Origin of the sequence: Pseudomonas sp. UBA6315, from assembly GCF_002438125.1 — a bacterium.
GTDB lineage: Bacteria > Pseudomonadota > Gammaproteobacteria > Pseudomonadales > Pseudomonadaceae > Aquipseudomonas > Aquipseudomonas faucium.
In genome coordinates this window covers 24,794-50,071 of record NZ_DJTF01000130.1, presented here as the reverse complement: position 1 = coordinate 50,071, position 25,278 = coordinate 24,794, and the positions used below count along the sequence as shown (strand labels likewise).

Here is a 25,278-nt window from a genome sequence, read left to right as displayed (position 1 = left end):
TTTTCCATCAGCGCCAACACATTGTGTTTTCGTGGGTATTCTCAGACCCTCGCTGCTTGATCCATGTACTTACTTCTTCGATGGCTGCCCGCAATGCGGTTTGGTTCATATGAAGCAGCTCTAGGGCGTCGGCTGTAGCAGCGGCCTTATCATCCATGCTGGACACTCTTTAAAGGGCAGATACCGCAGCGTAGAGCCTAACACCGCCTTGTTCCAGAGGTTTTGATTCTAGCCCCTCTACTCTTGGGGGGCTTGTCCGGTCTTCTCCAGCGCCTCTTTCTTGTCCATCCAGGGTTGGTAATCCGCCTCAGTGAGATCAGGGCCGTTGGGCATGTGGGATTGCTCAATCTTCTCATCGAGGATTGTGTATTCCTCCCTGAACGATTCGTGTGCGGCCTCCAGTGCGTTCAACTGCCGAACCTTCTGTACAGTCGTAGTACTGCACTTCAACAGCTCGGCCACCTTCCGTATGCTCTTTCCGTCTGCCAGCAGTTCACTAACCCTCTTGTGCAGGTCAAGGTTAGCTGGACGGCCTTTGTATGCACCGTCTGCTTTAGCTGTGGCGATGCCTTGGGCCTGACGACGGCGACGGTCTTCGTAATCTTTACGGGCTACTACAGCGAGTATGTCGAGCAACATGCCGTTCACAGCTGCGATCATCCCCTTGGTAAAGTCGTCCACTCCCTCGGTGGGTTTCAAGGCTGCGTGACTGGTGCTCAGGTCCAGCGACACTACAGTCACCTTCTTAGCTGCAATATTCGCTTTCAGCAGCGCCCAATCGTCCTGGCTGAGCCGGGAAAGCCGATCTACTCCTTCGATCAACAGCACGTCACCTTCGTGGCTGTCATCGAGCAGGCGAAACAGCTGGGGACGTTCGAGTTTGGCGCCACTAGCATTCTCGATGTAGAAAGCTGCGATCTTATGCCCTCGCTCACCAGCGAAGTCGATTAACGATTGCTTTGCCCGTGTTGCGTCCTGCTCAGAGGTGGAAGCTCGAAGGTAAGCACGGATGAACATGATAGGCCGCTCTGTGTCAGTTTGGGTGTGTCAAATATTACTGTGTCACATAGAGTCCGTAAAGCCATTTAATGACACGATTTGAGGCGGCTTTAAACAGGATTTTGCCCCGTTTGCTTGTGGTGACTGAGGCACACCCGTAATGACACACCCCCAACCATCAGGCAAACATACGTATAAGCATCTTGACGGCAATGATGCTCAGCCCCACTACAGCGAACACGCTGGTGACGACGACGATGATTAAGAGGCGTTCATTGTTCATAGCGTTTCTAAGGAAGTATGTGGCGAGAAGCGGGCCGCTCTGCACCTTACCCCGTTCCCCAGGGTATGGGTGGGCAGAATTACCCGCAGATGGGCATCAGGGCCTGTTCCGCAGGTAAATGTAGAGCGCTATGGCATCCACGATCATGACGACCGCGACAATGATGCACATGGACCAGTGATTTACCGGCAGCATCCCCCATTTCCCCCACAAACTGGCCTCTTGATGGTTGAGAGCAATGTTCGTTCCATCCGTTGCACCAAGGGGCAGGTCTGCGATTGTCGCCTGGACAGCCTTGTGACTAGGAACCGTAGCCTGACCGGCTGGCTATACTTTGAACCACGGTCGAGCTGGCCGAGTAGCGAATGATCCGCACCTGAGCGGAATTTAGGAAATGTGAGTGCTGATCACCAGGGTGCATGATCGCGATGAGATTTCAGATCGACTACTCGCTGAAAGGCGAATCAAGGGTGTGGTACTGCGAAGCACCAAGAAATGAGCTATCGCTGGACGATGCTTTGAAGGCTTTGATCCAGCTTCACACGCCGCTGATGACGCAGCTTTTGCACCCGGACTCTATGCGATCAACCGACGATGAGCGTAAGCAGGTGGTACAGGATTTGGGGATATCAGATGTCAGAGTTCAAGCACTTCATCTTTAATCGCCTTCATCGAGCCTGTGGACTCTTACACTCCGTCGATGGCACGTTGCTCGACTGGGGTGCTAGCTGAACGATCTACGGCTGCGGCTGTTGAAATTAGCTTCGAAAGGGCGATCTGCTTAACCTCGTTTGTACCAATCCCAGCATTCATAGGGCTTAGTGGTGTGCCTGCTCACCTGGCGGAGATATGTAGGGCTGCTTGCCAATTAGAATACGATTAGTTAACGCGTCGGTGTATAGGGGCGGGGGCTTAACTCACATCCCTTCGAACAGAGCAGCGATGCTCACGCCCAGAGCATCCGCCAGCACCTTGATGGCGTTGATGGACGGGTTAGCGCCACCGGTCTCGATGCGAGACATGTACGTCCTGGCGAAGCCGCAACGATCAGCAAACGCTTCCTGGCTCATGCCCATAGCCGTACGCAGCTCCCTGACGCGGGTGCCGAACTGGTGCTGAAGCGCTGGTGATGGTGGTGGTGCAGGCATTCCCCCATGATCAGCGGATGTGATCTAATCGGACACACACTAATCGTGACATGCCCCTAAGGAGCTACTGTCCTAGGGGGCTCAAAGGATCCCATCGATGACCGAGCTAGCTTCAAACTCCCTTGACTCTCAAGGCGCGGTGTACTTCAAGCCTGAGGCCATGACGCACATGCTAAGGCTGGTGCTTTCCGACCGCTCTTGTGGTGCAGTCATGCTTGCCCTGTGGTCGAAGGTAGGTGAGGGAGGAACAGTACGGGTTACACAGGCAGCCATCGCCCATGAGTGCGACATAACCCTACGCAGGCTATCCAAGGAGCTGACGTACCTTGTGGATGGCAGCTGGATTGAATTGGTAGATGTAAGTATCGAGCCGGGCGGTCCACTCGTATGCACCATCAACCCATCCGTTCTTCAGGTGATGAGTCACGAACAACGGGCTTAAGTGTGAACTTGTGATGTGATCTTAGTGGGCATTCTCGACAAGGTTTTGGAGGATGACCAGCTTGCATAAAAAAGCTGCACTTCAGTGCAAAGGACAGCATCCAGCAGGGGTCTTCATATGAGATTATCTGAGGCGGTAGGTACAGTGGTAATTGTGTGACGCTTCGTCACGATTCAAAGGCTTCTACGTACTCTCATTAGTTGTGGTGGGTGGTGGCACCCCACACCCCTCTGCACGATTGCTTTTCCTGTAATGCCTACGGCATGGTAATTGTAGAAGCGGGGGGCAGAGGCGGAAGCCCCCCATACTGCTTGGGCTGAACTGTAATTTAGATATAACGTTCCGTTGCATAGGTTATGCTGCACTGATGCCTGTAGAGTTATAAGCAAGATCAATGGCGGGGAAGGGGTGTCCCCTTTGCTCCCTCCTGCTCAATAGAACCATTATCCCGTGCCTCAGGTACAGGCTATCGACCTGTGGTGTACACGCCAGATTGTAATCTCAATCTGGATATGAACTTTATAGTATTAATATAAAAAGACATGGTGGAAGCGTCACTTGCGTCACGAGTGCTCCGGACCCCGCGCCACTAGGGGCCTACAGGTGTGACAGTTTATTTTTATAAACGTCACGGAGCCGTCACGGGCGTCACTAGCGATAGGCTTTTTGCAGCTCGCTAGGGGTAGATTTTTCGGACAGGCCCGTAGACAACCCGTTCGGCGTAATCCACCAGCGGCTACAGTTTGTACGCTTCGATTTGCATCCCAGTTTAGTCAGTTCTGTGGTGATAGCTGCCCGAGACACATCAGTACCTGTTTTGTTCTTGTAGCTGCTTTCAATATCGGTTGCCTTGAGTATTTGCATACCATGGATATATTCGGCGACGAACTCGGCAAGCTCTTCCCGAGGACTGAATCCAATCATTTTCCGTTTGCTGTCAGTCATCGGTGGTTCACCCCACGGGTGGAAGTCAGATAGGTCAACAGTTTCAAGCAAGTCTCGAACAATCTGCATCCCGCCTTGCTCCAGCAACCAGGGTTTGAGCTTCGTGTTAATGAATAGCATTGTTTCTTCCAGCGATTTCTTGTGCTTGATATAGGCAGGAACCCAGAATCGGCGATCTTCGCGCTCCAGCGGCAAAGGTAGAATGTCGTTACTCGACATAATGAAGTTTAGAAAATTATCAACGGTAGTGTCAGGAATGTGCTTTCGACGCAAAGTGATAGTCTTGTTGCCCTGGATCGACTTAAGAGCGTTCACCGTTGACTCAGGGTTCTTATAAACTTCGTCAATCAGTACAAGCGTCTTGCCCACCAAGGCGTCGTTGAAAGTACCTACTACGTCGCCCAGTGCTACCGTCCCTACGCTCGATTTTCCAAGCAGGCCAGGCAATAGGGTTTCGGCTAGAAATCCTTTGCCCACACCGTGTTCGGAGCGTAGCAATACTGTGGCGTTGATACGTTTGGCAGGGTAACGAACGGAGTGAGCCAGCCAGTTCCTGAAATACAGGCGTTCTTCCTGCACGGGGAAGAGCCTCTGTAGAAACTCAATGAACAGTGCTGCGTCGCTTGTAGTTACGGATTTACCACTTGGGCAAATCTCCGGACCAGTCCATAGGTTGAGCAGTCTGTTATCACCGTTCACCATGATTCGACGATAATCACCGGGGCGAAAGTCTTCAGCAAAAACAATTGGGAGCTTATATAGCAGGCTTTCGCCCGTAGTTTCTCCTCTACCACCCGCATCCTTATATGCTTGTAGCAGCATCATCGGGTTACCTTGCGGGGCTACCCCCATATTGCGTAAATCGCGAAAACGAGGGCGACTATCTGTAGTGGGAACAATTACGAAGCGGTCTTGGACTGCTCGAAGGGCAGTGGTGTTGGAGTTGAGTAGTAGCGGTACTGCAGTTGCAGGCATCTTCTATCCTTATTTTAAGTTGTATGTGAAAATTGGGGCTTGCAGCTTTGCAAGTGAATAATTATTAAGCGAGCAATGTAGGCGGGCGCTGTGGGTTGCTCGGCGGATTTGGCGAATAATGAGATAGCTGATTTATTGGGTGTGGTATTTTGTTTCATAACTTAAGTTAACCTTTTTTGAGGCAGGGCTCACGTGATTAGTATGTAGGCCTATATTGTCGGGATGCAGGTTTTGTGTTTTTGTATTGGAATGGGTTTGTTTTGGCGGCCCTAATCCATGATGTTTTATTTTGCTGCATTGGTTAGTAGTGTGGGTTGCTGGCTTTTTAGGAGTTAATGTTAATGTTCGCCGGTGTGAAGAATCTATAGTATTTCGAGGTTGGCATTAACTAGTTGTCTGCTTCTCATGCTCGGGTTATGAAATTTGTGTGGTCTTATTTCTTTGCTATCGTCGCTGTGTGTGGCGTCATCCTAGCGTGGCTGGAGTCAAATGCAATAACTTTTTGGATAAACTTTTTGCTAGTTGGGTGGTATGTGTGGTATTTGCTGGTTTACCACCTTGCTGTCATTTTGTTAATTATGGGATTTAAATGGTTTGGGTTTATTCAATACGTGCTAATTGCGAAGGTGTTAATTTAATGGAGTCTCATTAGTAGGTGTTTATGAGGCGGGATGAGTGGTGATACGCCACGGCCAAGGAGGGGCGGCACAACGTCGAATTAAAGATGAAGGTGTTTCAAGACGTCAGCCATAGCCTGCATGGGGCTGCGACTGCCGTAGATGCTGAATGTGACGGCCCCATCCTCGTGGCCAGCGATACGCTTGATCAGTGAGCCCTGCACCCCAGCGTCACGTAGGTCATCGATCAATGCGTGACGGAAACTATGAAGGGTCTTACGCGAGTCAGTGATGCCCATCTTCGTCTTGTAGCGACCAAACCACTTCGATGGAGCATGGCCGAGCTTGTCCCGCATCGCTTCCAGCTCTGGGAACAACCGATCAGCGCCAGTAGCTTTGACTGATTCAACATGCTGAAGCAGACCCAGGTCCAACAGGGCAGGGTGCAGAGGGAGTATGCGACGACTGCTGCTGGCTTTGTGCCCTAGCTGCTACCTGCATGGGTGGGCGCTCAAAGGTGTCACAAGTGCTGTCACAACCCCTGTCACAAGTCGTTGCCACGGCACCCTCGGCCTAGGTAGGATGAGGCACCCTTACTCCTTGTCGATCTGGGTTACGCAAACCGCATCTCGCGGGTTTCGCCCATCAGCAACGGCGCATTCGCCTCCGTCACCCCACGGATGTAATCCCACAACAGGGTGATCCGCTTGAGCTTGCGCAAATCCTCCCGGCAGTACATCCAGAACTGCCGCGTCACCTCGATCTCCTCCGGCAACACCGTCACCAGCCGCGGATCCTGCGCTGCCAAAAAGCACGGCAAGATCGCCAACCCGCGCCCCTGCAACGCCGCCGTGTACTGGGCGATCACACTGGTGCTGCGCAGGTGCGCGCTAGCATTGGGGATCAGGTTGGCCAAATACAGCAGCTCCGAGCTGAACGCCAGGTCGTCCACATAGCTGATGAACGGGTGGCCCACCAGGTCGCTGACCTGGCGGATCGGCGCATGGCTGTCCAGGTAGTCCTGTGTGGCATACAGCCGCAACCGATAGTCGCACAGCTTGCAGCACACATAGGGCCCATGTTCCGGGCGCTCCAGGGCGATGACGATATCCGCCTCGCGCTTTGAAAGGCTGATGAAGTGCGGCAGCGGCAGGATGTCCACCGAAATCGCCGGGTAGGCGTCGACGAAATGGCTCAGTTGAGGGGTGACGAAGAAGCTGCCGAAGCCCTCGGTGCAGCCCATGCGCACATGCCCCGACAGCGCCACGCCTGAGCCCGACACCTGTTCGCAGGCCATGTGCAGGGTGCTTTCGATCGACTCGGCATAGCCCAGCAGGCGCTGCCCCTCGGCGGTCAGCACGAAACCGTTGGTGCGGGACTTTTCGAACAGCAATGTGCCCAGCGCACCCTCCAGCGAGGTGATGCGCCGCGACACCGTGGTGTAGTCGACGCTCAGCCGTTTGGCGGCGCTGCTGGCCTTGCGGGTGCGCGCCACTTCGAGGAAGAACTTCAGGTCGTCCCAGTTCAGCGCACTGAGGGAGGTCAGGTCTTTTTGCATGTTGATCCGGTTTTTTTGTGCGTTCTTGTTGGATGTTTGCACATCTATACTCGAAAAAAGCCCCACGACGCCACCTCGCGTTTGCCCGGCGCTGGCGATCTCGTCCTGACAATAATTCCAAGGAGAACCCAGATGAACGCACCACAATCCCCGGCCAAGACTCAGGTCGAGCAGGTCAAACTGCTGATCGACGGCCAGTGGGTCGAATCGAAAACCACCGAGTGGCGCGACATCGTCAACCCGGCCACCCAGCAAGTGCTGGCGCGGGTGCCGTTTGCCACCGTCGAAGAGGTGGATGCCGCCGTGGCTGCCGCCGAGCGCGCCTTCAAGACCTGGCGCGACACCCCGATCGGCGCGCGCATGCGCATCATGCTCAAGCTGCAGGCGCTGATCCGCGAACACACCAAGCGCATCGCCCAGACCCTCAGCGCCGAGCAGGGCAAGACCCTGGCCGATGCCGAAGGTGACATCTTCCGCGGCCTGGAAGTGGTCGAGCACGCGGCCTCCATCGGCACCCTGCAGATGGGCGAGTTCGCCGAGAACGTCGCCGGTGGCGTGGACACCTACACCCTGCGCCAGCCGATCGGCGTGTGCGCCGGCATCACCCCCTTCAACTTCCCGGCGATGATCCCGCTGTGGATGTTCCCGATGGCGATCGTCTGCGGTAACACCTTCGTGCTCAAGCCGTCCGAACAGGACCCGCTGTCGACCATGATGCTGGTCGAGCTGGCGCTGGAAGCCGGCGTGCCGGCCGGTGTGCTCAACGTGGTGCACGGCGGCAAGCAGGTGGTGGACGCGATCTGCACCCACAAGGACATCAAGGCGATTTCCTTCGTCGGCTCCACCGAAGTCGGCACCCACGTGTACAACCTGGGCAGCCAGCACGGCAAGCGCGTGCAATCGATGATGGGCGCCAAGAACCACGCTGTGGTGCTGCCCGATGCCAACCGCACGCAAACCATCAACGCCCTGGTCGGCGCCGCCTTCGGGGCTGCCGGCCAGCGCTGCATGGCCACCTCGGTGGCGGTGCTGGTGGGCAAGGCGCGCGAATGGCTGCCGGACATCAAGGCGGCAGCCAGCAAGCTCAAGGTCAATGCCGGTAGCGAGCCGGGCACCGACGTTGGCCCGGTGGTTTCCAAGCGGGCCAAGGAGCGCGTGCTGGGCCTGATCGAAAGCGGCATCAAGGAAGGCGCCAAGCTCGAACTCGATGGCCGTGACGTGAAGGTGCCGGGCTACGAGCAGGGCAACTTCGTCGGCCCGACCCTGTTCTCCGGGGTCAAGACCGATATGCAGGTGTACACCCAGGAAATCTTCGGCCCAGTGCTGGTGACCCTGGAAGTCGACACCCTCGACGAGGCCATCGCCCTGGTCAATGCCAACCCATTCGGCAACGGCACCGGCCTGTTCACGCAAAGCGGCGCGGCGGCGCGCAAGTTCCAGAGCGAAATCGACATCGGCCAGGTCGGCATCAACATCCCGATTCCAGTCCCGGTGCCGTTCTTCAGCTTCACTGGTTCGCGCGGCTCCAAGCTTGGCGACCTCGGCCCATACGGCAAGCAAGTGGTGCAGTTCTACACTCAGACCAAGACCGTCACCGCCCGCTGGTTCGATGACGACAGCGTCAACGACGGTGTGAACACCACCATCAGCCTGCGCTAAGGAGTAGTTTGCCATGCGTATCGCATTCATCGGCCTGGGCAACATGGGCGCGCCCATGGCCCGCAACCTGATCAAGGCCGGGCACCAGTTGCACCTGTTCGACCTGAACAAGACCGTGCTGGCCGAGCTCGCCGAACTGGGCGGGCAGGTCAGCGCCTCGCCCAAGGAAGCGGCGGCCAGCGGCGAGCTGGTCATCACCATGCTGCCGGCTGCGGCCCATGTGCGCAGCGTCTACCTCAACGACGACGGTGTGCTGGCCGGCGTGCGCCCCGGCACACCTACCGTGGACTGCAGCACCATCGACCCGCAGACCGCCCGGGAAGTGTCCAAGGCCGCCGCGGCCAAGGGCGTGGACATGGGTGATGCGCCGGTCTCCGGCGGCACCGGTGGCGCGGCGGCGGGCACCCTGACCTTCATGGTCGGTGCCAGCGCCGAGCTGTTCGCCACACTCAAGCCGGTGCTGGAGCAGATGGGCCGCAACATCGTGCATTGCGGCGAGATCGGCACCGGCCAGATCGCCAAGATCTGCAACAACCTGCTGCTGGGCATCTCGATGATCGGCGTCTCCGAGGCGATGGCCCTGGGCAATGCGCTGGGCATCGACACCAAGGTGCTGGCCGGCATCATCAACAGCTCGACCGGCCGTTGCTGGAGTTCCGACACCTACAACCCGTGGCCGGGCATCATCGACACGGCGCCGGCATCGCGCGGTTATACCGGCGGCTTTGGCGCCGAACTGATGCTCAAGGACCTGGGCCTGGCCACCGAGGCCGCACGCCAGGCGCACCAGCCGGTGATCCTCGGCGCCGTGGCCCAGCAGCTGTACCAGGCCATGAGCCTGCGTGGTGAAGGTGGCAAGGACTTCTCGGCGATCGTCGAGGGGTACCGCAAGAAAGACTGACGAGCGAGGGGCTTCATCGCGGGCCGGGCGGCTTTCCCTCTGTAACTGCGCACCAGAGGGAAGGGCGCCTGACCTGCGATTTTTTTTGTCTGGGCGGCCCTATCGCCGGCAAGCCGGCTCCCACATGGGCAGCGTTGGTCCCTGTGAGAGCCGGCTTGCCGGCGATAAGGCCAGATGGTCAGGCGAAGACGAAATACTTGCGCACGGTCTCGACCACTTCCCAGGTGCCCTTCATCCCCGGTTCGATCACGAACACATCACCCGCCTTCAAATGCTTCGGCGCCTCGCCTTGCGGGGTGATGATGCAGTAGCCCTCGAGGAAGTGGCAGAACTCCCACTTCTCGTAGTTGACTTCGAACTTGCCGGGCGTGCAGATCCAGGTGCCCATGATCTTGCTGCCGTCGGCCGACAGGTAGGCATTGAGGTTGACGGTGTGCGGGTCGCCGCCGATGCGCTTCCACTTGGTCGCGTCCACGACCGGCGTGGGGCAGGTTTCGCGCATAACGGTGATGAAATCGGACATGGCACAACTCCTGGTGACTGGCTGAATGACGGGTCACCATAGGGCCATTGGCTACGCCGCAGTTGCCTGGGCTCGACCTTTAGCTGTCTGGCCGCGCTATGTCTCGGTTTCCTACAAGGCTTTAGGCTTGAGCCTACCTATCTAGCCTATCCCTCCGCTGGTCGCCTAATGTATGCATAGTGTGTACTGCGCTTTGTTCAGGCCTATTCGGTGTGTATTATACACATCGACTGCTGAAGGAAGAGTGGATGCGCAGTCGTGAAGTCATACAGCTCATAGAGGCAGATGGATGGTATGAGGTCGAGGTAAAGGGAAGCCATCATCAGTTCAGGCACCCATTCAAAAGGGGGAGGGTGACCGTTCCTCATCCCAAGAGCGACCTGCCAAAGGGCACCGTGCATAGCATCCTGAAACAAGCTGGCTTGAAGTAGCACAATGGATTCAACCGCTCGCACATTAGTGGAGACGCACAATGAAATTCCCGGTCGTACTGCACAAAGACGCCGACTCCGATTACGGAGTGACCGTTCCCGATGTTCCTGGCTGCTTTTCCGCCGGGGAGAGTGTCGCCCAAGCATTGGAGAATGTTCAGGAGGCGCTGGCGCTGCATTTTGAAGGGTTGGTGGCTGATAACGAGGCACTGCCGCAAGCGCAGGAAGTTGACGTTCACGTGGCCAATCCCGATTACGCGGGCGGTGTCTGGGCTGTCGTGGATTTCGATGTGACCCCGTATCTGGGCAAGGCCGTGCGCTTCAATGCGACATTGCCGGAAAACCTGTTGCAGCGAATCGATGAGAAAGTTAAGCGTGACGCTCGGTATGCCTCCCGATCCGGCTTCCTGGCCACGGCCGCGTTGCGCGAGCTGGCGCTCGCGCACTGAACGTGGCGCCTGGTCCTCAAACCCTGACTAAGCGCTCGACCAACCCCGCTGCATACCCCGGCAACCCGGCAAAATCCCGCGCGCACAACAACAGCCGCCGGTTGGCCCACGCTTCTGCAAGCGCCACCCAATGCAGCCCCAGCACGCCCTGCCAACGCTTCACCGATGCCATCGGCACGATGCCGACCCCGGCCCCACCTGCCACCATGCGGATCACCCCGTCGAACCCTTCGGCCCGCACCCGCACCTGCATCCGCCGCCCTTCGCGCAGGGCCTGTTCCTCCAGGTACAGCGCCAGGGCACTGTTCGCGCCCAGCCCGACATGGCCATGGGCGAGGCTGTCGATGAAGCTTGGCGCGGGCTGCGCGGCGAGGGGGTGATCGAGCGGGGTGACCAGCACCAGCGGGTCGTCGCGAAATGGCAGGGTCTGCAAGTGCGTGCTGGGCGCGGCCGTGGAGATGACGCCCAGGTCGGCCATGCCCTGGGTGATCGACTGCACGATGCGAAGGCTCGGCAGCTCCTGCACATCGACGCTCACCCCGGGGTTGTCGGCAAGGTAGCTGGCCAGCAGCTCCGGCAGGTATTCGGTCAACGCCGCCGTGTTGCACAGCAGCCGCACCTGGCCTTGCTGGCCCTGGGCGTACTGGGCCAGGTCGAACTGCAGGCGTTCGACCTGCTGGCCGATCTGCCGTGCATGCTGCAGCAGCGCCTGGCCTGCGGGGGTTGGCTGCACGCCGCGGCGGTTGCGTTCGAGCAGCGCGGTACCCAGCGAGGCTTCCATGGCGCGGATGCGCGCGCTGGCTGCGGGCAGCGAAAGATGGCTGCGGCGTGCGCCGGCAGTGATGTTGCCGCATTCCAGGGTGTGCTGGAACAGCGCAAGGTCAATCAGGTCGAAGTACATCAGCCTCTGTCCTGGCAAGAGTCTGGCTGAGTATATGGCAGATTTTCAGCCCGCTCGGCGCAGGCCATGATGGCGGCCATGAATACCTTGATCGCTTTCTACCAGAACATAGGCCCGGCACTCACTGTGCTGGTCATCGTCACCTTCCTGCTGGCCGGCGCGGTCAAAGGAGTGATCGGCCTAGGCCTGCCGACCATCGCCATGGGCCTGCTCGGGCTGGCTATGTCACCGGCACAGGCTGCGGCACTGCTGATCGTGCCTTCGACCCTCACCAACCTTTGGCAACTGGCAGCCGGTGGGCACCTGCCGGCGTTGTTGCGGCGGCTGGGGCCGATGCTGGTGATGATCTTCGTCGGCACGCTGGCCGGCAGTACCTGGCTGGGTATCGACAGTGGGCCGTGGGCCGCGCACGCACTGGGCGGCGCCTTGGTGATCTACGCGCTGTACGGGCTGCTTGGCCCACAACTGCGGGTGGCCGCGCATCGGGAAGGCTGGCTCGGGCCGCTGTGCGGCTTGCTGACTGGTGTGGTCACTGCGGCCACTGGCGTGTTCGTGATACCGGCCGTGCCTTACCTGCAGAGCCTGGGCCTGAACCGCGATGCGTTGATCCAGGCGCTGGGCCTGGCGTTCACCGTGTCCACCCTGGCGCTGGCCTGCGGCCTGGCCGGGCAGGATGCCCTGGGCGGCCAGGCGTTGGGGGCTTCATTGCTGATGCTGGCGCCGGCACTGCTGGGCATGCTGGCCGGCCAGTGGTTGCGCCAGCGCATCAGTGCGGCGCTGTTCAAACGCTGCTTCTTCATCGGCCTGGCCGTGCTGGGCGGCCACCTGATGGTCAACGGCTAGCGGAGGAGGCGCTGAGCATCTCGATCATCTGGATGTCGAAATCGCGCTCCAGGTAGTCCATGCGCTTTTCGAAGAACGCGGCCATGTGCGGCAGCGCCGAGTGCACGTCCAGGGCGGCCTTGTCGGCCCACACCTCATAGAACACGAACAGGCTCGGGTCCTCTTTGTCGCGCAGCATGTGGTACTCGATGCAGCCGGGTTCCTGGCGGCTTGGCTCCACATAGGCGCGGAACAGGGTTTCGAAAGCTTCGGCCATTTCTGGGCGGGTCTTGGCCTTGAGGATGAAGGCGTGTTGCTCACTCATGGGTAACGACTCGTAGGGTGGAAGATGAATCGATTCTACGGCAAGAATGGATGATGCATTCGTGACTTCAGATCAATTGTATTTTGCCCCGCACCTGCTGTTTCCCGTGCCTACGAATGCCTAATCTGCCGGCCATTGATTCCTTGACGCGAGGTCAGCATGAAAAAGATTCTTCTGCTCAATGGCGGCAAACAGTTCGCCCACTCCGACGGCCGCCTCAACCAGACCCTGCACGACGCCGCGCTGGCGCACCTGGACCGTGCCGGTTTCGACGTGCAGCAAACCTTCATCGACGGTGGCTACGACGTGCAGGCCGAGGTGGAGAAATTCCTCTGGGCCGACGTGATCATCTATCAGATGCCCGGCTGGTGGATGGGCGCACCCTGGACCGTGAAGCAGTACATCGACGAGGTCTTCACCGCCGGCCACGGCAGCCTCTACGCCAACGATGGCCGCACCCGTTCCGATGCTTCGCAAAAATACGGCAGCGGTGGCCTGCTGCAAGGCAAGCAGTACATGTTGTCGCTGACCTGGAACGCGCCGCAGCAGGCATTCGACGACCCCAGCGACTTCTTCGAAGGCAAGGGCGTGGACGCGGTGTACTTCCCGTTCCACAAGGCCAACCAGTTCCTTGGCATGAGCGGCCTGCCGACCTTCCTCGCGGTGGATGTGATGAAGCGCCCGGACGTACCGGCAGCGTTGGCAGCCTATGAGGCGCACCTGGACAAGGTGTTCGGCCAGGCTGTTTGACTGGACTTGCTGCCAGCAAGCGGCTATCTATCAGCGCGAACAGCAGACACAGGCGGCCATGTGAAAACCCGATCCGAAGAACTCCAGGTATTCGTCGCCGTGATCGACTGCGGCTCGATCTCCGCGGCCGCCGAACAGATCGGCCAGACGCCCTCGGCGGTCAGCCGCACCCTGTCGCGCCTGGAGGCCAAGCTCGGTACCACCCTGGTAAACCGCACCACCCGGCGCATGGACCTGACCGAGGAAGGGCGCTTTTTCCTCGAGCGCTCGCGGCTGATCCTGGAGCAGATGGACGACATGGAGGAGCGCCTGTCGATGCACCGCCAGACCGCCTCCGGCCGCCTGCGCATCAATGCGGCCGCGCCCTTCATGCTGCATGCCATCCTGCCGTGGATCGGCGAGTTTCGCCGCCAGTACCCCGGTATCGAGCTGGAACTGAACACCGACGACCTGATCATCGACCTGTTGGAGCAGAGTACCGACGTGGCCATCCGCATCGGCGAGCTGGCCGACTCCAGCCTGCATGCCCGCGCGCTGGGCTGCAGCCCGGTGCAGGTGCTGGCCAGCCCGGCCTACCTGGAGCAGCACGGCACGCCCACGCGTGTCGAAGACCTCAGCCAGCACTGCCTGCTCGGCTTCAGCCAGCCCGAATCGCTCAACCACTGGCCACTGCGCCATGCCCAGGGCGACCGCTGGCCGATCCGCCCGGCGTTGCTGGCCTCCAGCGGCGAAACCCTGCGCCAGCTGGCGCTGGCCGGTGAGGGCATCGTCAGCCTGTCGCACTTCATGACCCACGAAGACATCCGCGCCGGGCGCCTGCAGGTGCTGCTCGACGAGGCCAACAACGGCTACCGCCAGCCGATCCACGCCGTGTACTACCGCAACACGCAACTGGCCCTGCGCATCCAGTGCTTCCTCGATTTCATCCAGCGCAAGCTGGCCATGTACGCTTGCTGAGTTGCCTGAACGCGACAGATCCTGCCCAAGGGCGGCGAAATTTCCTACGTGTGATTGCACAGTCGGCCGGCTTCGGCCTTACTGACTGATCAACAAAAACAACACCAAGGAAGTGTCATGCGTATTGTCCTGTTCCAGTCCCTGGCGCTCGGGGCCGCGATCCTGAGCTGTTCTTCGGCCTATGCGGTGACCTTGGAAGGCGGCGCGGTGGCCGCGCCCGATCAATATGGCGCACAGGTAGCTGCCGATATCTTGAAGAAGGGCGGCAACGCGGTGGACGCCGCGGTGGCCACCGCCTTCACCCTGGCCGTGACCTACCCGGAGGCCGGCAATATCGGCGGCGGTGGCTTCATGACCCTGTTCGTCGACGGCAAACCGTACTTCCTCGACTACCGCGAAGTGGCGCCCAAGGCTGCCAGCCGCAACATGTACCTGGACGAAAAAGGCGAGGTCATCGAGAACCTCAGCCTGGTCGGCGTGCGTGCCGCCGGCGTGCCGGGCACGGTGATGGGCCTGTGGGAAGCGCACCAGAAGTTCGGCAAGCTGCCTTGGAGCGAGCTGCTGACCCCGGCCATCGGCTATGCGAAAAACGGCTTCAAGATCGCCGAAAAACAGTACCAGTACCGCAACGACGCCCAGGGCCTGTTCAAGACCGCCACCAACTTCAACGACTACTTCGGCAACATGAAGGTGGGCGAGCTGTTCAAGCAGCCGGAAATGGCCCAGACCCTCGAACGCATCGCCGACAAGGGCGTCAGCGAGTTCTACCAGGGCAAGACCGCCGACCTGCTGGTGGCGCAGATGCAGGCCGACAAGGGCCTGATCACCAAGGAAGACCTCAAGGACTACAAGGCCGTGTGGCGCGAGCCGATGGCCCTGAGCTGGCGCGGCAACGTGGTGTACACGGCGCCACCGCCGAGCTCCGGCGGCGTCGCCCTGGCCCAGCTGCTGGGCATCAAGGAAGACCGCGCGGCTGACTTCAAGGGCGTGGCGCACAACTCGGCGCAGTACATCCACCTGCTGGCCGAGATCGAGAAGCGGGTGTTCGCCGACCGCGCCGACTACCTGGGCGACCCGGCCTTCACCAAGGTGCCGGTCGACCAGCTGGTCGCCAAGGACTACCTGGCCAAGCGCGCCGCCCAGGTCAACCCCAAGGCCATTTCCGCAACCGATGATGTGAAGCCGGGCCTGGAGCCGCACCAGACCACGCACTTCTCGATCGTCGACAAGCAGGGCAACGCCGTCAGCAACACCTACACCCTCAACCTCGACTACGGCAGTGGCGTGGTGGTGAAGGGCGCGGGCTTCCTGCTCAACGACGAGATGGACGACTTCAGCGCCAAGCCAGGTGCGGCCAACGCCTTTGGCGTGGTCGGCGGTGATGCCAACGCCATCGAGCCGGGCAAGCGCATGCTGTCGTCGATGAGCCCGAGCCTGATGACCCGCGACGGCAAGGTCGAGCTGGTGATCGGCACGCCGGGTGGCTCGCGGATCTTCACCTCGATCTTCCAGGTGATGAACAACCTGTACGACTACGGCATGCCGCTGGACAAGGCGGTGGCGGCGCAGCGCGTGCACCATCAGCTGCTGCCCAAGGACACCATCTACTTCGACAGCTATGCGCCGTTGACCGGGCCGGTGGCCGATGAGCTGAAGAAGATGGGCTATGTGCTGGAGGACCAGGGCTGGGAGATGGGCGATATCCAGGCGATCCGGGTCAATGGGGCGCAGTTGGAGACCGCTTCCGACCCGCGTGGGCGTGGAGTTGGGATGATCGTCAAGTAGTGCTGCTTCGGAGGGGCTGACGTATTCGCGGGGCAAGCCCGCTCCCACAAGAACACCACGGTTGCGAAGCTTGTGGTGAACCTGTGGGAGCGGGCTTGTCCCGCGAATGCCATCTACAGGTCAGACGCGGAACTGGCTCACCAGCATCTGCAACTGCCCACCCAGGCGAGCCAGCTCCACGCTGGACTTCGCCGTCTCGTCACTGGCCGCCGCGGTCTGCTCCGACACATCCCGCACATTGAGGATGCTGCGGCTGATCTCTTCCGCCACCGCACTCTGCTGCTCGGCCGCCGCGGCAATCTGCTGGTTCATCGACTGGATGCTCGACACCGTGCCGGTGATGTTCTCCAGCGAAGCCCCGGCCTTGCGCGCCAGCTCCACACTGCTGTCGGTCAGGGTGCGGCTGCCGTGCATGGCATTGGCCACTTGCTGGGTGCCGTGCTGCAGGCCGGCGACCAGCTCCTCGATCTCTTCGGTGGATTTCTGCGTGCGCTGGGCCAGGCCGCGCACTTCATCGGCCACCACGGCAAAACCACGGCCCGCCTCGCCGGCGCGAGCCGCTTCGATGGCGGCGTTGAGCGCCAGCAGATTGGTCTGTTCGGCCACCGACTTGATCACGTCCATGACGCTGCCGATCTTCTGGCTTTCCTGTTGCAGCAGGTTCATCGCTTCGGTGGAACGGTGCACTTCTTCGGCCAGGCGCTCGATCTGGCTGATCGCTTCAGCGACCACCCGATCGCCCTCCCGCGCTTCGTCGTCGGCGCCGGTGGCCGCGTGCGAAGCCTGTTCGGCGTTGCGCGCCACTTCCTGAACGGTCGCGGCCATTTCGTGCATGGCAGTGGCGACCTGGTCGGTTTCGACCTTCTGGCTGTTGGCGCCGGCGCTAGTTTGCTCGGTCACCGCCGACAGCTCTTCGGCGGCGCTGGCGATCTGCGTGACGCCATCGCGGATGCCGCTGATCAGGTCGCGCAGGGTGGTGCCCATGCGCGCGATGCCTTGCTGCAGCACGCCGATTTCGTCGCGGCGGGTGACGCGCAGGTCGTGGGTGAGGTCGCCGCCGGCGATGCGCTCCACGGCGTGCAGGGTTTCTTGCAGCGGGCGGGTGATCTGGCGGGTGATGAGCACCGCGGCCAGCACGCCGGCGAGCAGTGCCAGCAGCGTGGCGATGGCCTGCAGGCTGCGGGCCTGGGCGCTTTCGGCGTCGCGGCGCTCGAGCTGGATCTTGTACAGCGCGTCGCTGCGCTTGACGATATCGGCGCCCTGCACGGTCATTTCGGCGCGCGCCGTGGTGATCGCGGCAACGGCATCACGGAACTGGCGCACGGCATCGCGGTAGGCCTGCACCGATTGCTCGAACTGCTGCACGCGGGTGGCTTCGGCAGGCAGCTGGCGCTTGAGCTCGGCGGTTTCCGACAGCGCCGCATCGAGCTGGCGCAGCGCGGCTTGTTCGTTGGCCGCGGTGTTGTCGGCAATGTAGCCGCGCACGTCGATACGCACTTGCAGCAGCTGCTGGCGCGCCTTGCTGATCAGCTGGTATTGGGCCAGGCGCACGCCGTCGGCTTCAGGGCGCGACATGACGTCCTGGGCCAGGCTGTCCATGGCCTCGTCGGCCTTGCCGGCGGACAGGTTCATGGCGTCGCGGGCGGCCTGGGTGTTGTCGTAGCCGGCACGCATCTTGTTCAGCGAGACCTTGTACTCGCTGATGGTCTGCCCCAGCTCGTTGAGCAGCTTGACGTTCTCCGGGCTCTTGAAGGTGCTGGCCAGGTAGGCCTGCTGCTTGCTGAAAGCATCGAGCTTGGCCTGGGTATTGGCGGCTGCGGCGTCGTCGCCGTTGGCAATCATGTACTGCAGGCGCGCAATGCGCAGGTCGGTCAGGTCCTTGTTGAGCTGGGCGATATCGCCCATCCAGTTGCTGCGGTCGATGAGGCTGCCCAGGCTGGTCCAGCCGGTCAGGGCCAGCAGGCCGGTAAGGACCAGCACCAGGCCGAAGCCCAGGCCGAGTTTGAGGTTGACGCTGATGTTGGCGAACCACCTGTTCATATGCACGCTCTCCAGAAAATTTTCGCTCACTTGATCTTCGATCGCGAGGCGTTGTTGTTCTGGATGCCCGCTCAATCGTGCAGGGGTTATCGGCAAGGGAAAGGGAAGCTGAAACGCTTTTTCAGCAGAAATGTAACTCTATGTGGGAGCGGGCTTGCCCGCGAATGGGCCGCCCAGCGGCCCCACGCAATATCAAAGGCTGCGCGCGCTGAAGGTATCGCAGCTGTTCACCTCACCCTGGGCGAACCCGGCCTTGAACCAGCGCACTCGCTGCGCCGACGTACCATGGGTGAACGAGTCTGGCACCACACGCCCCTGGCCCTGCTGCTGCAGGCGGTCGTCACCAATGGCATTGGCGGCATTGAGCGCTTCCTCGACGTCACCTGGCTCCAGCCAGTTCAGGCGCTTTTGCGCCTGGTAGGCCCACACCCCGGCCAGGCAGTCGGCCTGCAACTCCTGGCGCACCAGCAGGCCGTTGTCGCCTTCCATGCGCTGGCCGTTGCGCCGTGCGGCATCGACTTTGGCCGAAACGCCAAGCAAGGTCTGCACGTGGTGGCCGATCTCGTGGGCGATCACATAGGCCTGGGCGAAATCGCCGGCGGCGGCGAAGCGGGTTTCCATTTCGCGGAAGAACGACATGTCCAGGTACACCCGTTGGTCCGCCGGGCAGTAGAACGGGCCCACGGCCGCCGAGGCGAAACCGCAGGCGGAATTCACCTGGCCGCTGAATAGCACCAGCTTGGGGTCGCGGTATTGCTTGCCAGCCTGGGAGAACAAGGCCTTCCAGGTGTCTTCGGTGTCGCCCAGGATCGAGGCGACGAATTGCGCCTGTTCGTCATTGGCCGCGGGCGCCTTGTTGCTGGCGCCACTGGGAGCGGGCTGTTGCTGCTCCATCTGGCCGGCGAGCTGGCCGAGGATCTGCAGCGGGTCTTGGCCGGTGAGCCAGCCGATGCCGACGATCAGCAGGATCGCCCCAAGCCCGAGCCCCTTGCCGCCGCCAAAGCGCATGCCACCGCCGCCGCCACCTTCACCGCGGGCATCGACCACGTTGTCGCTGCGTCGGCCTTTTCGCCATTCCATATGGGCTCTCCAGAGCGTGAAACACAAAGCAATAGATTAGTTCACTGCGGCCAAAGGCACTAATTCATAACCATTTGGTTATGCCTCTGATGCTTGAATTCAATATTCATCGCGCGTGACCTATCCGAAACTGCAAGTCCCCTGTGGGAGCTGGCTTGCCAGCGATTGGGCTTCGAAGAAGCCCCGATGGGAAATATCCATAATTCCAAGAGAGGAACCCGGCATGCCCGCCCAGGACACCAGCCGCTTCGTGATCCGTGATCGCAACTGGCACCCCAAGGCCCTGACGCCCGACTACAAGACGTCCATCGCCCGCTCGCCGCGCCAGGCGCTGGTCAGCATTCCCCAGTCGATCAGCGAAACCACCGGCCCCGACTTTTCCCACCTGGGCTTCGGCGCCCATGACCATGACCTGCTGCTGAACTTCAACAACGGTGGCCTGCCGATCGGTGAGCGCATCATCGTCGCCGGCCGGGTCGTCGACCAGTACGGCAAGCCGGTGGCCAACACCCTGGTGGAGATGTGGCAGGCCAACGCCGGTGGCCGCTACCGGCACAAGAACGACCGCTACCTGGCGCCGCTGGACCCGAACTTCGGCGGCGTCGGCCGCTGCCTGACCGACCGCGACGGCTACTACAGCTTCCGCACCATCAAGCCCGGCCCGTACCCATGGCGCAACGGCCCGAACGACTGGCGCCCGGCGCATATCCACTTCGCCATCAGCGGCCCGTCGATCGCCACCAAGCTGATCACCCAGCTGTATTTCGAGGGCGACCCGCTGATCCCGATGTGCCCGATCGTCAAGTCGATCGCCAACCCCGACGCGGTGCAGCAACTGATCGCCAAGCTCGACATGAGCCATGCCAACCCCATGGACTGCCTGGCGTACCGCTTCGACATCGTGCTGCGCGGCCAGCGCAAGACCCACTTCGAAAACTGCTGAGGACCCCGCCATGCCAATCGAACTGCTGCCGGAAACCCCCTCGCAGACCGCCGGCCCCTATGTGCACATCGGCCTCGCCCTGGAAGCGGCCGGCAACCCAACCCGCGACCAGGAAATCTGGAACCGCCTGGCCAAGCCGGATGCGGCGGGCGAGCACATCCTGCTGATCGGCCAGGTGTATGACGGCAATGGCCACCTGGTGCGTGATTCGTTCCTGGAAATCTGGCAGGCCGATGCCGATGGCCAGTACCAGGATGCCTACCACCTGGAAAATGCCTTCAACAGTTTTGGCCGCACCGCCACCACCTTCGATGCCGGCGAATGGACCGTGCACACGGTCAAGCCAGGTGTGGTGAACAATGCGGCGGGCGTGCCGATGGCGCCGCACATCAACCTCAGCCTGTTTGCCCGCGGCATCAACATTCACCTGCATACGCGGTTGTATTTCGATGACGAGGCCGAGGCCAACGCCAAGTGCCCGGTGCTCAACCTGATCGAGCAGCCGCAGCGGCGTGAGACGTTGATTGCCAAGCGCTGTGAAGTGGATGGGAAAACGGCGTATCGGTTCGATATCCGGATTCAGGGGGAAGGGGAGACGGTGTTCTTCGATTTCTGATGACGTTGGGGCCGCTTTGCGGCCCAATCGCTGGCAAGCCAGCTCCCACAGGAACCCAGCTGGCCTTGGGCTCTGTGGTTTTCTGTGGGAGCTGGCTTTGAGCCCTGTGTTTTCTGTGGGAGCTGGCCTTTAGCTCTGTGGTTTTCTGTGGGAGCTGGCTTGCCAGCGATTGGGCTGCAAAGCAGCCCCCAGGATTTCAGCCCTTCACCGGCTTCAAGTCGAACGCGTCGGCCTGATACTGAAACAACAGGCAATCCGCCGCAGCAGTACAGCCACTCTCATGCACCAGGTCTGCCGGCAGCTTGTAGTAAGCCCCCGCCGGATACTCGGTGCGCTTGCCATCGATCACTGCATAAAAGGTCCCGCTCAGCACCACCGTCGGCAGCGTCTGGCTGTGCTGGTGCAGGCCATTATCAGTCCCCTTCCTGAACTTCACATACGCCGAGTAAGGCCCCTTACCGAAGATATCGCCCTCGACATTGGCATAGCTGACGGCCCCTTTGGTATTGGGCACGTCCTGCCATTTCAAGGCCGCGCTGTCGGTCACCGAAATGGTTTTTTCCGCCGCATGGGCGCCGACGGCCAGGGTGGTGAGCAGCAAACCCGTGATGACTGCTTTCATGGTGGAACTCCTTCGTTGAGTGAAAGTGCAACGAAGGCTAATCAAACAAGCCACGCACAAATACCTGCCAACTCAGCCATGACCTGTGCACATATCGCACAAATCACCACCTTGCTTGCGCGTAGTACGCCTGCACATAGTCCAGCAACGCCCGCACCTTGGGCGCCAGGTAGCGGCTCTGTGGATAAACCGCGTAAAGGCTGCGCGCTGGCAGCTTCCAGTGCTCCAGCACCGGCACCAGGCGCCCGTCCTGCAGGGCATCGTGGACGATGAAGCGGTCGAAGCTGGCAATGCCCAGGCCGCCGATGGCAGCGGCGCGCAGGGCCATCGGCGAGTTGGCGCTCAGGCGCCGTGGCATGTGGATGTCGCGCTGTTCGCCACCGGCGCTGGTGAGTTGCAGGCGCTGTGGGTGCAGCAGCTGGCTGTAGCCGAGCAGGGCATGGCTGGCAAGTGCGTCGGGGTTGCTCGGGGTGCCGTGGCGTTCGAGGTAGCCCGGGGCGGCCACCAGCATCACCTCACTGCTCGCCAGGCGGCGTGCCACCAGGCTGGAGTCGGGCAAGTGGTCGGTGACCCGCAGGCACACATCGATCTGCTCCTCCAGCAGGTCGATGAAGCGATCGCTGCAGTGCAGTTCGATCTGCAGCAGCGGGTGGCGCTCGACGAAATCCGGCAACCAGCGCCCCAGCTCCAGCTCGCCGAACGCCGTGGCCACGCCCAGGCGCAGCGTGCCGCTGGGCTGTTGCTGGTGTTCGGAAAGCTCCAGGGCCATGGCCTGCATCTGCTCGAGGATCTGTACGCAGTGGCGATAGAACAGCGCGCCGGCCTCGGTCAGGTGCAGGCGGCGGGTGGTGCGGGTGAGCAATTGCGTGCCGAGCTGGCGTTCCAGCTGCTTTACCTGGCGCGACAGCACGGTGTGGGATACGCCCGCCTGGCTGGCGGCGGCGCTGAAGCTGCCGAGGTCGACGACCCGGCGGAAGGTCTGCATGGCAGTGAACTGGTCCATCCACTCTCCTGGCGGCGTGCCGTGGGGCCGGGCAGGCCCCACGGCATCGCGGATCAGCGCCGAACCAGCAGCACCCCGCTTTCCATGTGGTGGGTGTAGGGGAACTGGTCGAACAGCGCACAGCGTTCGATACGGTGGGTATCTTGCAGCTGGGCGATGTTCTGCGCCAGGGTCTCGGGGTTGCACGAGATATACAGGATGCGCTCGAAACGCCGGGTCAGTTCGCAGGTGTCCGGATCCATGCCGGCGCGTGGCGGGTCGACGAACACGGTGCCGAAGTCGTAGCTTTTCAGGTCGATGCCTTCCAGCCGGCGGAACGGGCGCACCTCGTTCAGGGCCTGGGTCAACTCTTCGGCCGACAGGCGCACCAGGCGCACGTTGGCTACCGCGTTCTCGTCGAGGTTACTCAGCGCGGCATTGACCGAGGTCTTGCTGATTTCGGTGGCCAGCACCTGGCGCACGCGGGTGGCCAGCGGCAGGGTGAAGTTGCCGTTGCCGCAGTACAGCTCCAGCAGGTCGTCGTCGCGCTCGCCGATGGCCTCGAATGCCCAGCTCAGCATCTTCTGGTTCACCGCGCCGTTGGGCTGGGTGAATGCGCCTTCCGGTTGGCGATAGCTGAACACGCGGCCTGCGACGTCGAGCTTCTCCACCGCGTAATCGCGGCCGATGACCAGGCGCTTGCCCTTGGAGCGGCCGATCAGGCTCACGCCCAGCGTGTCGGCCAACTCCCGCGCAGCCACTTCCCAGGCCTCGTCCAGCGGGCGGTGGTAGCACAGGGTGACCATCGCATCGCCGGCCAAAGTGGTGAGGAACTCCACCTGGAACAGCCGATTGCTCAGGGCCTCGCTGGCCTGCCAGGCCGCCTTCAGGCGCGGCATCAGCTGGTTGATGCGCTCGCTGGCGATGGGGAATTCGTCGATCAGGATGGCCTTGTGCTTGTCGCCCGGGGCGAACATCGCGTAGTGGCGCTGGCCGTCTTCACGCCACAGGCGGAACTCGGCGCGCAGGCGATAGTGCTCGCGCGGCGAGTCGAAAACCGCCGGCTCCGGCGCGCCGAAGGGGGCCAGCAGATCGCGCAGGCGCGCGACCTTGGCCTGAAGCTGCGCGTCGTAGGCGCTTGGGTCGAAGACAGCACTCATGCGTTGAACCAGCCCAGCTTGATCACGAACAGGATGGAGAGGATCACCAGCGCCGGGTTCAGGTCGCGGTGGCGGCCGGAGATCAGCTTGACGGCGGTCCAGGCAATGAAGCCGAAGGCGATGCCGTTGGCGATCGAGTAGGTCAGCGGCATGGCCAGGGCGGTGACCACCACCGGTGCGGCCTCGGTGACGTCGTCCCAGTTGATTTCGGCCAGGCCCGAGGCCATCAGCACGGCGACGAACAGCAGCGCCGGTGCGGTGGCGAAGGCCGGCACACTACCGGCCAGCGGGGCGAAGAACAGCGCCAGCAGGAACAGCACGGCGACCACGATGGCGGTCAGGCCGGTGCGGCCACCGGCGCTCACGCCCGCGGCCGATTCGATGTAGCTGGTGGTGGTCGAGGTACCCAGCAGCGAACCCGCCATGGCCGCGGTGCTGTCGGCGATCAGGGCACGGCCCATCTTCGGCATGTGGCCGTCCTTGCCCATCAGGCCAGCGCGCTTGGCCACGCCGATCAGGGTGCCGGAGTTGTCGAACAGGTCGACGAACAGGAAGGCGAAGATCACGCTGACCAGGCCCACATCCAGGGCACCTGCGATGTCCAGCTGGAGGAAGGTCGGCGCCAGCGACGGCGGCATGGAGACGATCCCGCCGAATGGCGTCACGCCCATCGCGATGGAGGCGACGGTGACCGCGAGGATGCCGATCAGCACCGCACCACGCACTTTCAGCGCTTCCAGGCCGACGATCAGGAAGAAGCCCAGGGTGGCGAGGATCGGCGCCGGCTGCTTGAGGTCGCCCAGGCCCACCAGGGTAGCCGGGTTATCGACGACGATGCCGGCGTTATGCAGGGCGATGAACGCCAGGAACAGGCCGATGCCCGCGGCGATGGCCGAGCGCAAGGGCAGCGGAATGCTGTTCACGATCCATTCGCGGATACGGAAGATCGACAGCAGGAAGAACATCACCGCCGACAGGAACACCGCGCCCAGCGCCACCTGCCAGGTGTGGCCCATGTGCAGCACCACCGTGTAGGTGAAGAAGGCGTTCAGGCCCATGCCCGGCGCCAGGGCGATCGGGTAGTTGGCGATCAGGCCCATGGTGGTCGAACCGATGGCCGCGGCCAGGCAGGTAGCGACGAAGATCGCGCCCTTGTCCATGCCGGTCTCGCCGAGGATGCTCGGGTTGACGAACAAGATGTAGGCCATGGCCAGGAAGGTGGTGACGCCCGCGAGTATCTCGGTGCGCACGTTGGTGTTGTGTGCTCTTAGTTGAAACAGCCTTTCCAGCATGCCCGCTCCCCAAGGCGCCCCCGGCGCCGTGAATGTATCGACCCCATCAGCAAAGCACAGACCGTACCGGTTG

23 protein-coding genes and 3 pseudogenes are annotated in these 25,278 nt (G+C 61.3%); 11 read left to right on the top strand and 15 right to left on the bottom strand.

Features of this window, described 5'->3' with window-relative positions:
- Positions 1-414: 414 nt before the first annotated feature.
- Positions 415-1,017, bottom strand: a pseudogene (locus B3E94_RS15310) (recombinase family protein); the annotation flags it as partial.
- Between the two features lie 1,182 nt (positions 1,018-2,199).
- Positions 2,200-2,430 carry a helix-turn-helix domain-containing protein gene (locus tag B3E94_RS15305; protein ID WP_286914157.1) on the bottom strand — a complete coding sequence of 77 codons (231 nt, stop codon included), beginning with the start codon at positions 2,428-2,430 and terminating at the stop codon, positions 2,200-2,202.
- Between the two features lie 97 nt (positions 2,431-2,527).
- Between B3E94_RS15305 and B3E94_RS15300 the strand changes: the two genes are divergently transcribed.
- Complete coding sequence (locus tag B3E94_RS15300) at positions 2,528-2,872, top strand: hypothetical protein (protein ID WP_286914156.1); 345 nt, start codon at positions 2,528-2,530, stop codon at positions 2,870-2,872.
- Between the two features lie 651 nt (positions 2,873-3,523).
- On the opposite strand, the gene B3E94_RS15295 is transcribed toward B3E94_RS15300, so the two are convergent.
- The 3 genes and pseudogenes from B3E94_RS15295 to B3E94_RS15285 form a co-directional block, all read right to left on the bottom strand.
- Positions 3,524-4,792, bottom strand: a complete 1,269-nt coding sequence (locus B3E94_RS15295) for a primase-helicase family protein (RefSeq protein ID WP_286914154.1) — start codon at positions 4,790-4,792, stop codon at positions 3,524-3,526.
- Between the two features lie 718 nt (positions 4,793-5,510).
- A pseudogene (locus tag B3E94_RS15290) lies at positions 5,511-5,888 on the bottom strand (integrase); the annotation flags it as partial.
- 134 nt (positions 5,889-6,022) lie between these two features.
- Positions 6,023-6,967 carry a LysR family transcriptional regulator gene (locus B3E94_RS15285; protein ID WP_286914153.1) on the bottom strand — a complete coding sequence of 315 codons (945 nt, stop codon included), beginning with the start codon at positions 6,965-6,967 and terminating at the stop codon, positions 6,023-6,025.
- Between the two features lie 132 nt (positions 6,968-7,099).
- Here B3E94_RS15285 and B3E94_RS15280 point away from each other — a divergent pair, with 132 nt between their 5' ends.
- Both B3E94_RS15280 and mmsB read left to right on the top strand, forming a co-directional pair.
- On the top strand, positions 7,100-8,626 hold the full coding sequence (locus B3E94_RS15280; protein ID WP_286914152.1) for a CoA-acylating methylmalonate-semialdehyde dehydrogenase: 1,527 nt from the start codon (positions 7,100-7,102) through the stop codon (positions 8,624-8,626).
- Positions 8,627-8,639: 13 nt separating this feature from the next.
- Complete coding sequence (gene mmsB, locus B3E94_RS15275; protein ID WP_286914151.1) at positions 8,640-9,527, top strand: 3-hydroxyisobutyrate dehydrogenase; 888 nt, start codon at positions 8,640-8,642, stop codon at positions 9,525-9,527.
- Between the two features lie 178 nt (positions 9,528-9,705).
- Here mmsB and B3E94_RS15270 read toward each other — a convergent pair whose 3' ends face one another.
- Positions 9,706-10,050 carry a cupin domain-containing protein gene (locus B3E94_RS15270; RefSeq protein WP_286914150.1) on the bottom strand — a complete coding sequence of 115 codons (345 nt, stop codon included), beginning with the start codon at positions 10,048-10,050 and terminating at the stop codon, positions 9,706-9,708.
- Positions 10,051-10,298: 248 nt separating this feature from the next.
- Between B3E94_RS15270 and B3E94_RS15265 the strand changes: the two genes are divergently transcribed.
- Both B3E94_RS15265 and B3E94_RS15260 read left to right on the top strand, forming a co-directional pair.
- Entirely contained in the window at positions 10,299-10,481 is a 183-nt protein-coding gene (locus B3E94_RS15265; RefSeq protein ID WP_286914148.1) for a type II toxin-antitoxin system HicA family toxin, read from the top strand.
- A gap of 41 nt (positions 10,482-10,522) precedes the next feature.
- On the top strand, positions 10,523-10,930 hold the full coding sequence (locus tag B3E94_RS15260; RefSeq protein WP_236235342.1) for a type II toxin-antitoxin system HicB family antitoxin: 408 nt from the start codon (positions 10,523-10,525) through the stop codon (positions 10,928-10,930).
- Between the two features lie 16 nt (positions 10,931-10,946).
- Here B3E94_RS15260 and B3E94_RS15255 read toward each other — a convergent pair whose 3' ends face one another.
- Positions 10,947-11,831, bottom strand: coding sequence for a LysR family transcriptional regulator (locus B3E94_RS15255; protein ID WP_286914147.1), 885 nt, complete (start codon positions 11,829-11,831; stop codon positions 10,947-10,949).
- Positions 11,832-11,909: 78 nt separating this feature from the next.
- Between B3E94_RS15255 and B3E94_RS15250 the strand changes: the two genes are divergently transcribed.
- On the top strand, positions 11,910-12,674 hold the full coding sequence (locus tag B3E94_RS15250) for a sulfite exporter TauE/SafE family protein (protein ID WP_286914146.1): 765 nt from the start codon (positions 11,910-11,912) through the stop codon (positions 12,672-12,674).
- Here the strand turns inward: B3E94_RS15250 and B3E94_RS15245 are convergent.
- Positions 12,664-12,978, bottom strand: a complete 315-nt coding sequence (locus B3E94_RS15245; protein WP_236235339.1) for a putative quinol monooxygenase — start codon at positions 12,976-12,978, stop codon at positions 12,664-12,666. The two genes, B3E94_RS15250 and B3E94_RS15245, sit on opposite strands and share 11 nt — an antisense overlap.
- A 159-nt stretch (positions 12,979-13,137) precedes the next feature.
- Between B3E94_RS15245 and B3E94_RS15240 the strand changes: the two genes are divergently transcribed.
- The 3 genes from B3E94_RS15240 (at position 13,138) to ggt (ending at position 16,470) form a co-directional block, all read left to right on the top strand.
- Positions 13,138-13,728, top strand: a complete 591-nt coding sequence (locus tag B3E94_RS15240) for an NAD(P)H-dependent oxidoreductase (protein ID WP_176517460.1) — start codon at positions 13,138-13,140, stop codon at positions 13,726-13,728.
- Between the two features lie 60 nt (positions 13,729-13,788).
- Positions 13,789-14,685 carry a LysR family transcriptional regulator gene (locus tag B3E94_RS15235; protein ID WP_286914145.1) on the top strand — a complete coding sequence of 299 codons (897 nt, stop codon included), beginning with the start codon at positions 13,789-13,791 and terminating at the stop codon, positions 14,683-14,685.
- A gap of 117 nt (positions 14,686-14,802) precedes the next feature.
- Positions 14,803-16,470, top strand: coding sequence for a gamma-glutamyltransferase (ggt, locus tag B3E94_RS15230; protein WP_176517458.1), 1,668 nt, complete (start codon positions 14,803-14,805; stop codon positions 16,468-16,470).
- A 120-nt stretch (positions 16,471-16,590) separates the two neighbouring features.
- On the opposite strand, the gene B3E94_RS25635 is transcribed toward ggt, so the two are convergent.
- From B3E94_RS25635 to ypfJ, 3 genes and pseudogenes are all read right to left on the bottom strand, one after another.
- A complete protein-coding gene (locus tag B3E94_RS25635) occupies positions 16,591-17,454 on the bottom strand; it encodes a methyl-accepting chemotaxis protein (RefSeq protein WP_409521233.1) in 864 nt (287 codons plus the stop codon).
- A pseudogene (locus tag B3E94_RS25630) lies at positions 17,446-18,375 on the bottom strand (methyl-accepting chemotaxis protein); the annotation flags it as partial. The gene B3E94_RS25635 and the pseudogene B3E94_RS25630, both read right to left, overlap by 9 nt.
- Positions 18,376-18,702: 327 nt before the next feature.
- A complete protein-coding gene (gene ypfJ / locus B3E94_RS15220) occupies positions 18,703-19,590 on the bottom strand; it encodes a KPN_02809 family neutral zinc metallopeptidase (protein WP_286914143.1) in 888 nt (295 codons plus the stop codon).
- A 223-nt stretch (positions 19,591-19,813) separates the two neighbouring features.
- Here ypfJ and pcaH point away from each other — a divergent pair, with 223 nt between their 5' ends.
- Positions 19,814-20,533 (top strand): protocatechuate 3,4-dioxygenase subunit beta, encoded by a 720-nt coding sequence (gene pcaH / locus B3E94_RS15215; protein ID WP_176515026.1) that lies wholly within the window; start codon positions 19,814-19,816, stop codon positions 20,531-20,533.
- A 10-nt stretch (positions 20,534-20,543) separates the two neighbouring features.
- Positions 20,544-21,149 (top strand): protocatechuate 3,4-dioxygenase subunit alpha, encoded by a 606-nt coding sequence (pcaG, locus tag B3E94_RS15210; RefSeq protein WP_236235333.1) that lies wholly within the window; start codon positions 20,544-20,546, stop codon positions 21,147-21,149.
- Positions 21,150-21,345: 196 nt separating this feature from the next.
- Here pcaG and B3E94_RS15205 read toward each other — a convergent pair whose 3' ends face one another.
- From B3E94_RS15205 to B3E94_RS15190, 4 genes are all read right to left on the bottom strand, one after another.
- Positions 21,346-21,771 carry a cupin domain-containing protein gene (locus B3E94_RS15205; protein ID WP_286914142.1) on the bottom strand — a complete coding sequence of 142 codons (426 nt, stop codon included), beginning with the start codon at positions 21,769-21,771 and terminating at the stop codon, positions 21,346-21,348.
- 103 nt (positions 21,772-21,874) lie between these two features.
- Positions 21,875-22,774 (bottom strand): LysR family transcriptional regulator, encoded by a 900-nt coding sequence (locus B3E94_RS15200; protein WP_286914141.1) that lies wholly within the window; start codon positions 22,772-22,774, stop codon positions 21,875-21,877.
- 53 nt (positions 22,775-22,827) lie between these two features.
- Positions 22,828-23,913: a tRNA (uridine(54)-C5)-methyltransferase TrmA gene (trmA, locus tag B3E94_RS15195; protein WP_286914140.1), complete on the bottom strand. Its 1,086-nt coding sequence runs from the start codon at positions 23,911-23,913 to the stop codon at positions 22,828-22,830.
- Positions 23,910-25,205 (bottom strand): NCS2 family permease, encoded by a 1,296-nt coding sequence (locus B3E94_RS15190; RefSeq protein WP_176515019.1) that lies wholly within the window; start codon positions 25,203-25,205, stop codon positions 23,910-23,912. The genes trmA and B3E94_RS15190 overlap by 4 nt, the downstream gene beginning before the upstream one ends.
- Positions 25,206-25,278: the final 73 nt, after the last annotated feature.

Coding starts and splice junctions, on each gene's coding strand:
- B3E94_RS15305 (WP_286914157.1), bottom strand. CDS start 2,430: ATGCCTGCACCACCACCATCACCAGCGCTTCAGCACCAGTTCGGCACC.
- B3E94_RS15300 (WP_286914156.1), top strand. CDS start 2,528: ATGACCGAGCTAGCTTCAAACTCCCTTGACTCTCAAGGCGCGGTGTAC.
- B3E94_RS15295 (WP_286914154.1), bottom strand. CDS start 4,792: ATGCCTGCAACTGCAGTACCGCTACTACTCAACTCCAACACCACTGCC.
- B3E94_RS15285 (WP_286914153.1), bottom strand. CDS start 6,967: ATGCAAAAAGACCTGACCTCCCTCAGTGCGCTGAACTGGGACGACCTG.
- B3E94_RS15280 (WP_286914152.1), top strand. CDS start 7,100: ATGAACGCACCACAATCCCCGGCCAAGACTCAGGTCGAGCAGGTCAAA.
- mmsB (WP_286914151.1), top strand. CDS start 8,640: ATGCGTATCGCATTCATCGGCCTGGGCAACATGGGCGCGCCCATGGCC.
- B3E94_RS15270 (WP_286914150.1), bottom strand. CDS start 10,050: ATGTCCGATTTCATCACCGTTATGCGCGAAACCTGCCCCACGCCGGTC.
- B3E94_RS15265 (WP_286914148.1), top strand. CDS start 10,299: ATGCGCAGTCGTGAAGTCATACAGCTCATAGAGGCAGATGGATGGTAT.
- B3E94_RS15260 (WP_236235342.1), top strand. CDS start 10,523: ATGAAATTCCCGGTCGTACTGCACAAAGACGCCGACTCCGATTACGGA.
- B3E94_RS15255 (WP_286914147.1), bottom strand. CDS start 11,831: ATGTACTTCGACCTGATTGACCTTGCGCTGTTCCAGCACACCCTGGAA.
- B3E94_RS15250 (WP_286914146.1), top strand. CDS start 11,910: ATGAATACCTTGATCGCTTTCTACCAGAACATAGGCCCGGCACTCACT.
- B3E94_RS15245 (WP_236235339.1), bottom strand. CDS start 12,978: ATGAGTGAGCAACACGCCTTCATCCTCAAGGCCAAGACCCGCCCAGAA.
- B3E94_RS15240 (WP_176517460.1), top strand. CDS start 13,138: ATGAAAAAGATTCTTCTGCTCAATGGCGGCAAACAGTTCGCCCACTCC.
- ggt (WP_176517458.1), top strand. CDS start 14,803: ATGCGTATTGTCCTGTTCCAGTCCCTGGCGCTCGGGGCCGCGATCCTG.
- B3E94_RS25635 (WP_409521233.1), bottom strand. CDS start 17,454: ATGGGCACCACCCTGCGCGACCTGATCAGCGGCATCCGCGATGGCGTC.
- ypfJ (WP_286914143.1), bottom strand. CDS start 19,590: ATGGAATGGCGAAAAGGCCGACGCAGCGACAACGTGGTCGATGCCCGC.
- pcaH (WP_176515026.1), top strand. CDS start 19,814: ATGCCCGCCCAGGACACCAGCCGCTTCGTGATCCGTGATCGCAACTGG.
- pcaG (WP_236235333.1), top strand. CDS start 20,544: ATGCCAATCGAACTGCTGCCGGAAACCCCCTCGCAGACCGCCGGCCCC.
- B3E94_RS15205 (WP_286914142.1), bottom strand. CDS start 21,771: ATGAAAGCAGTCATCACGGGTTTGCTGCTCACCACCCTGGCCGTCGGC.
- B3E94_RS15200 (WP_286914141.1), bottom strand. CDS start 22,774: ATGGACCAGTTCACTGCCATGCAGACCTTCCGCCGGGTCGTCGACCTC.
- trmA (WP_286914140.1), bottom strand. CDS start 23,913: ATGAGTGCTGTCTTCGACCCAAGCGCCTACGACGCGCAGCTTCAGGCC.
- B3E94_RS15190 (WP_176515019.1), bottom strand. CDS start 25,205: ATGCTGGAAAGGCTGTTTCAACTAAGAGCACACAACACCAACGTGCGC.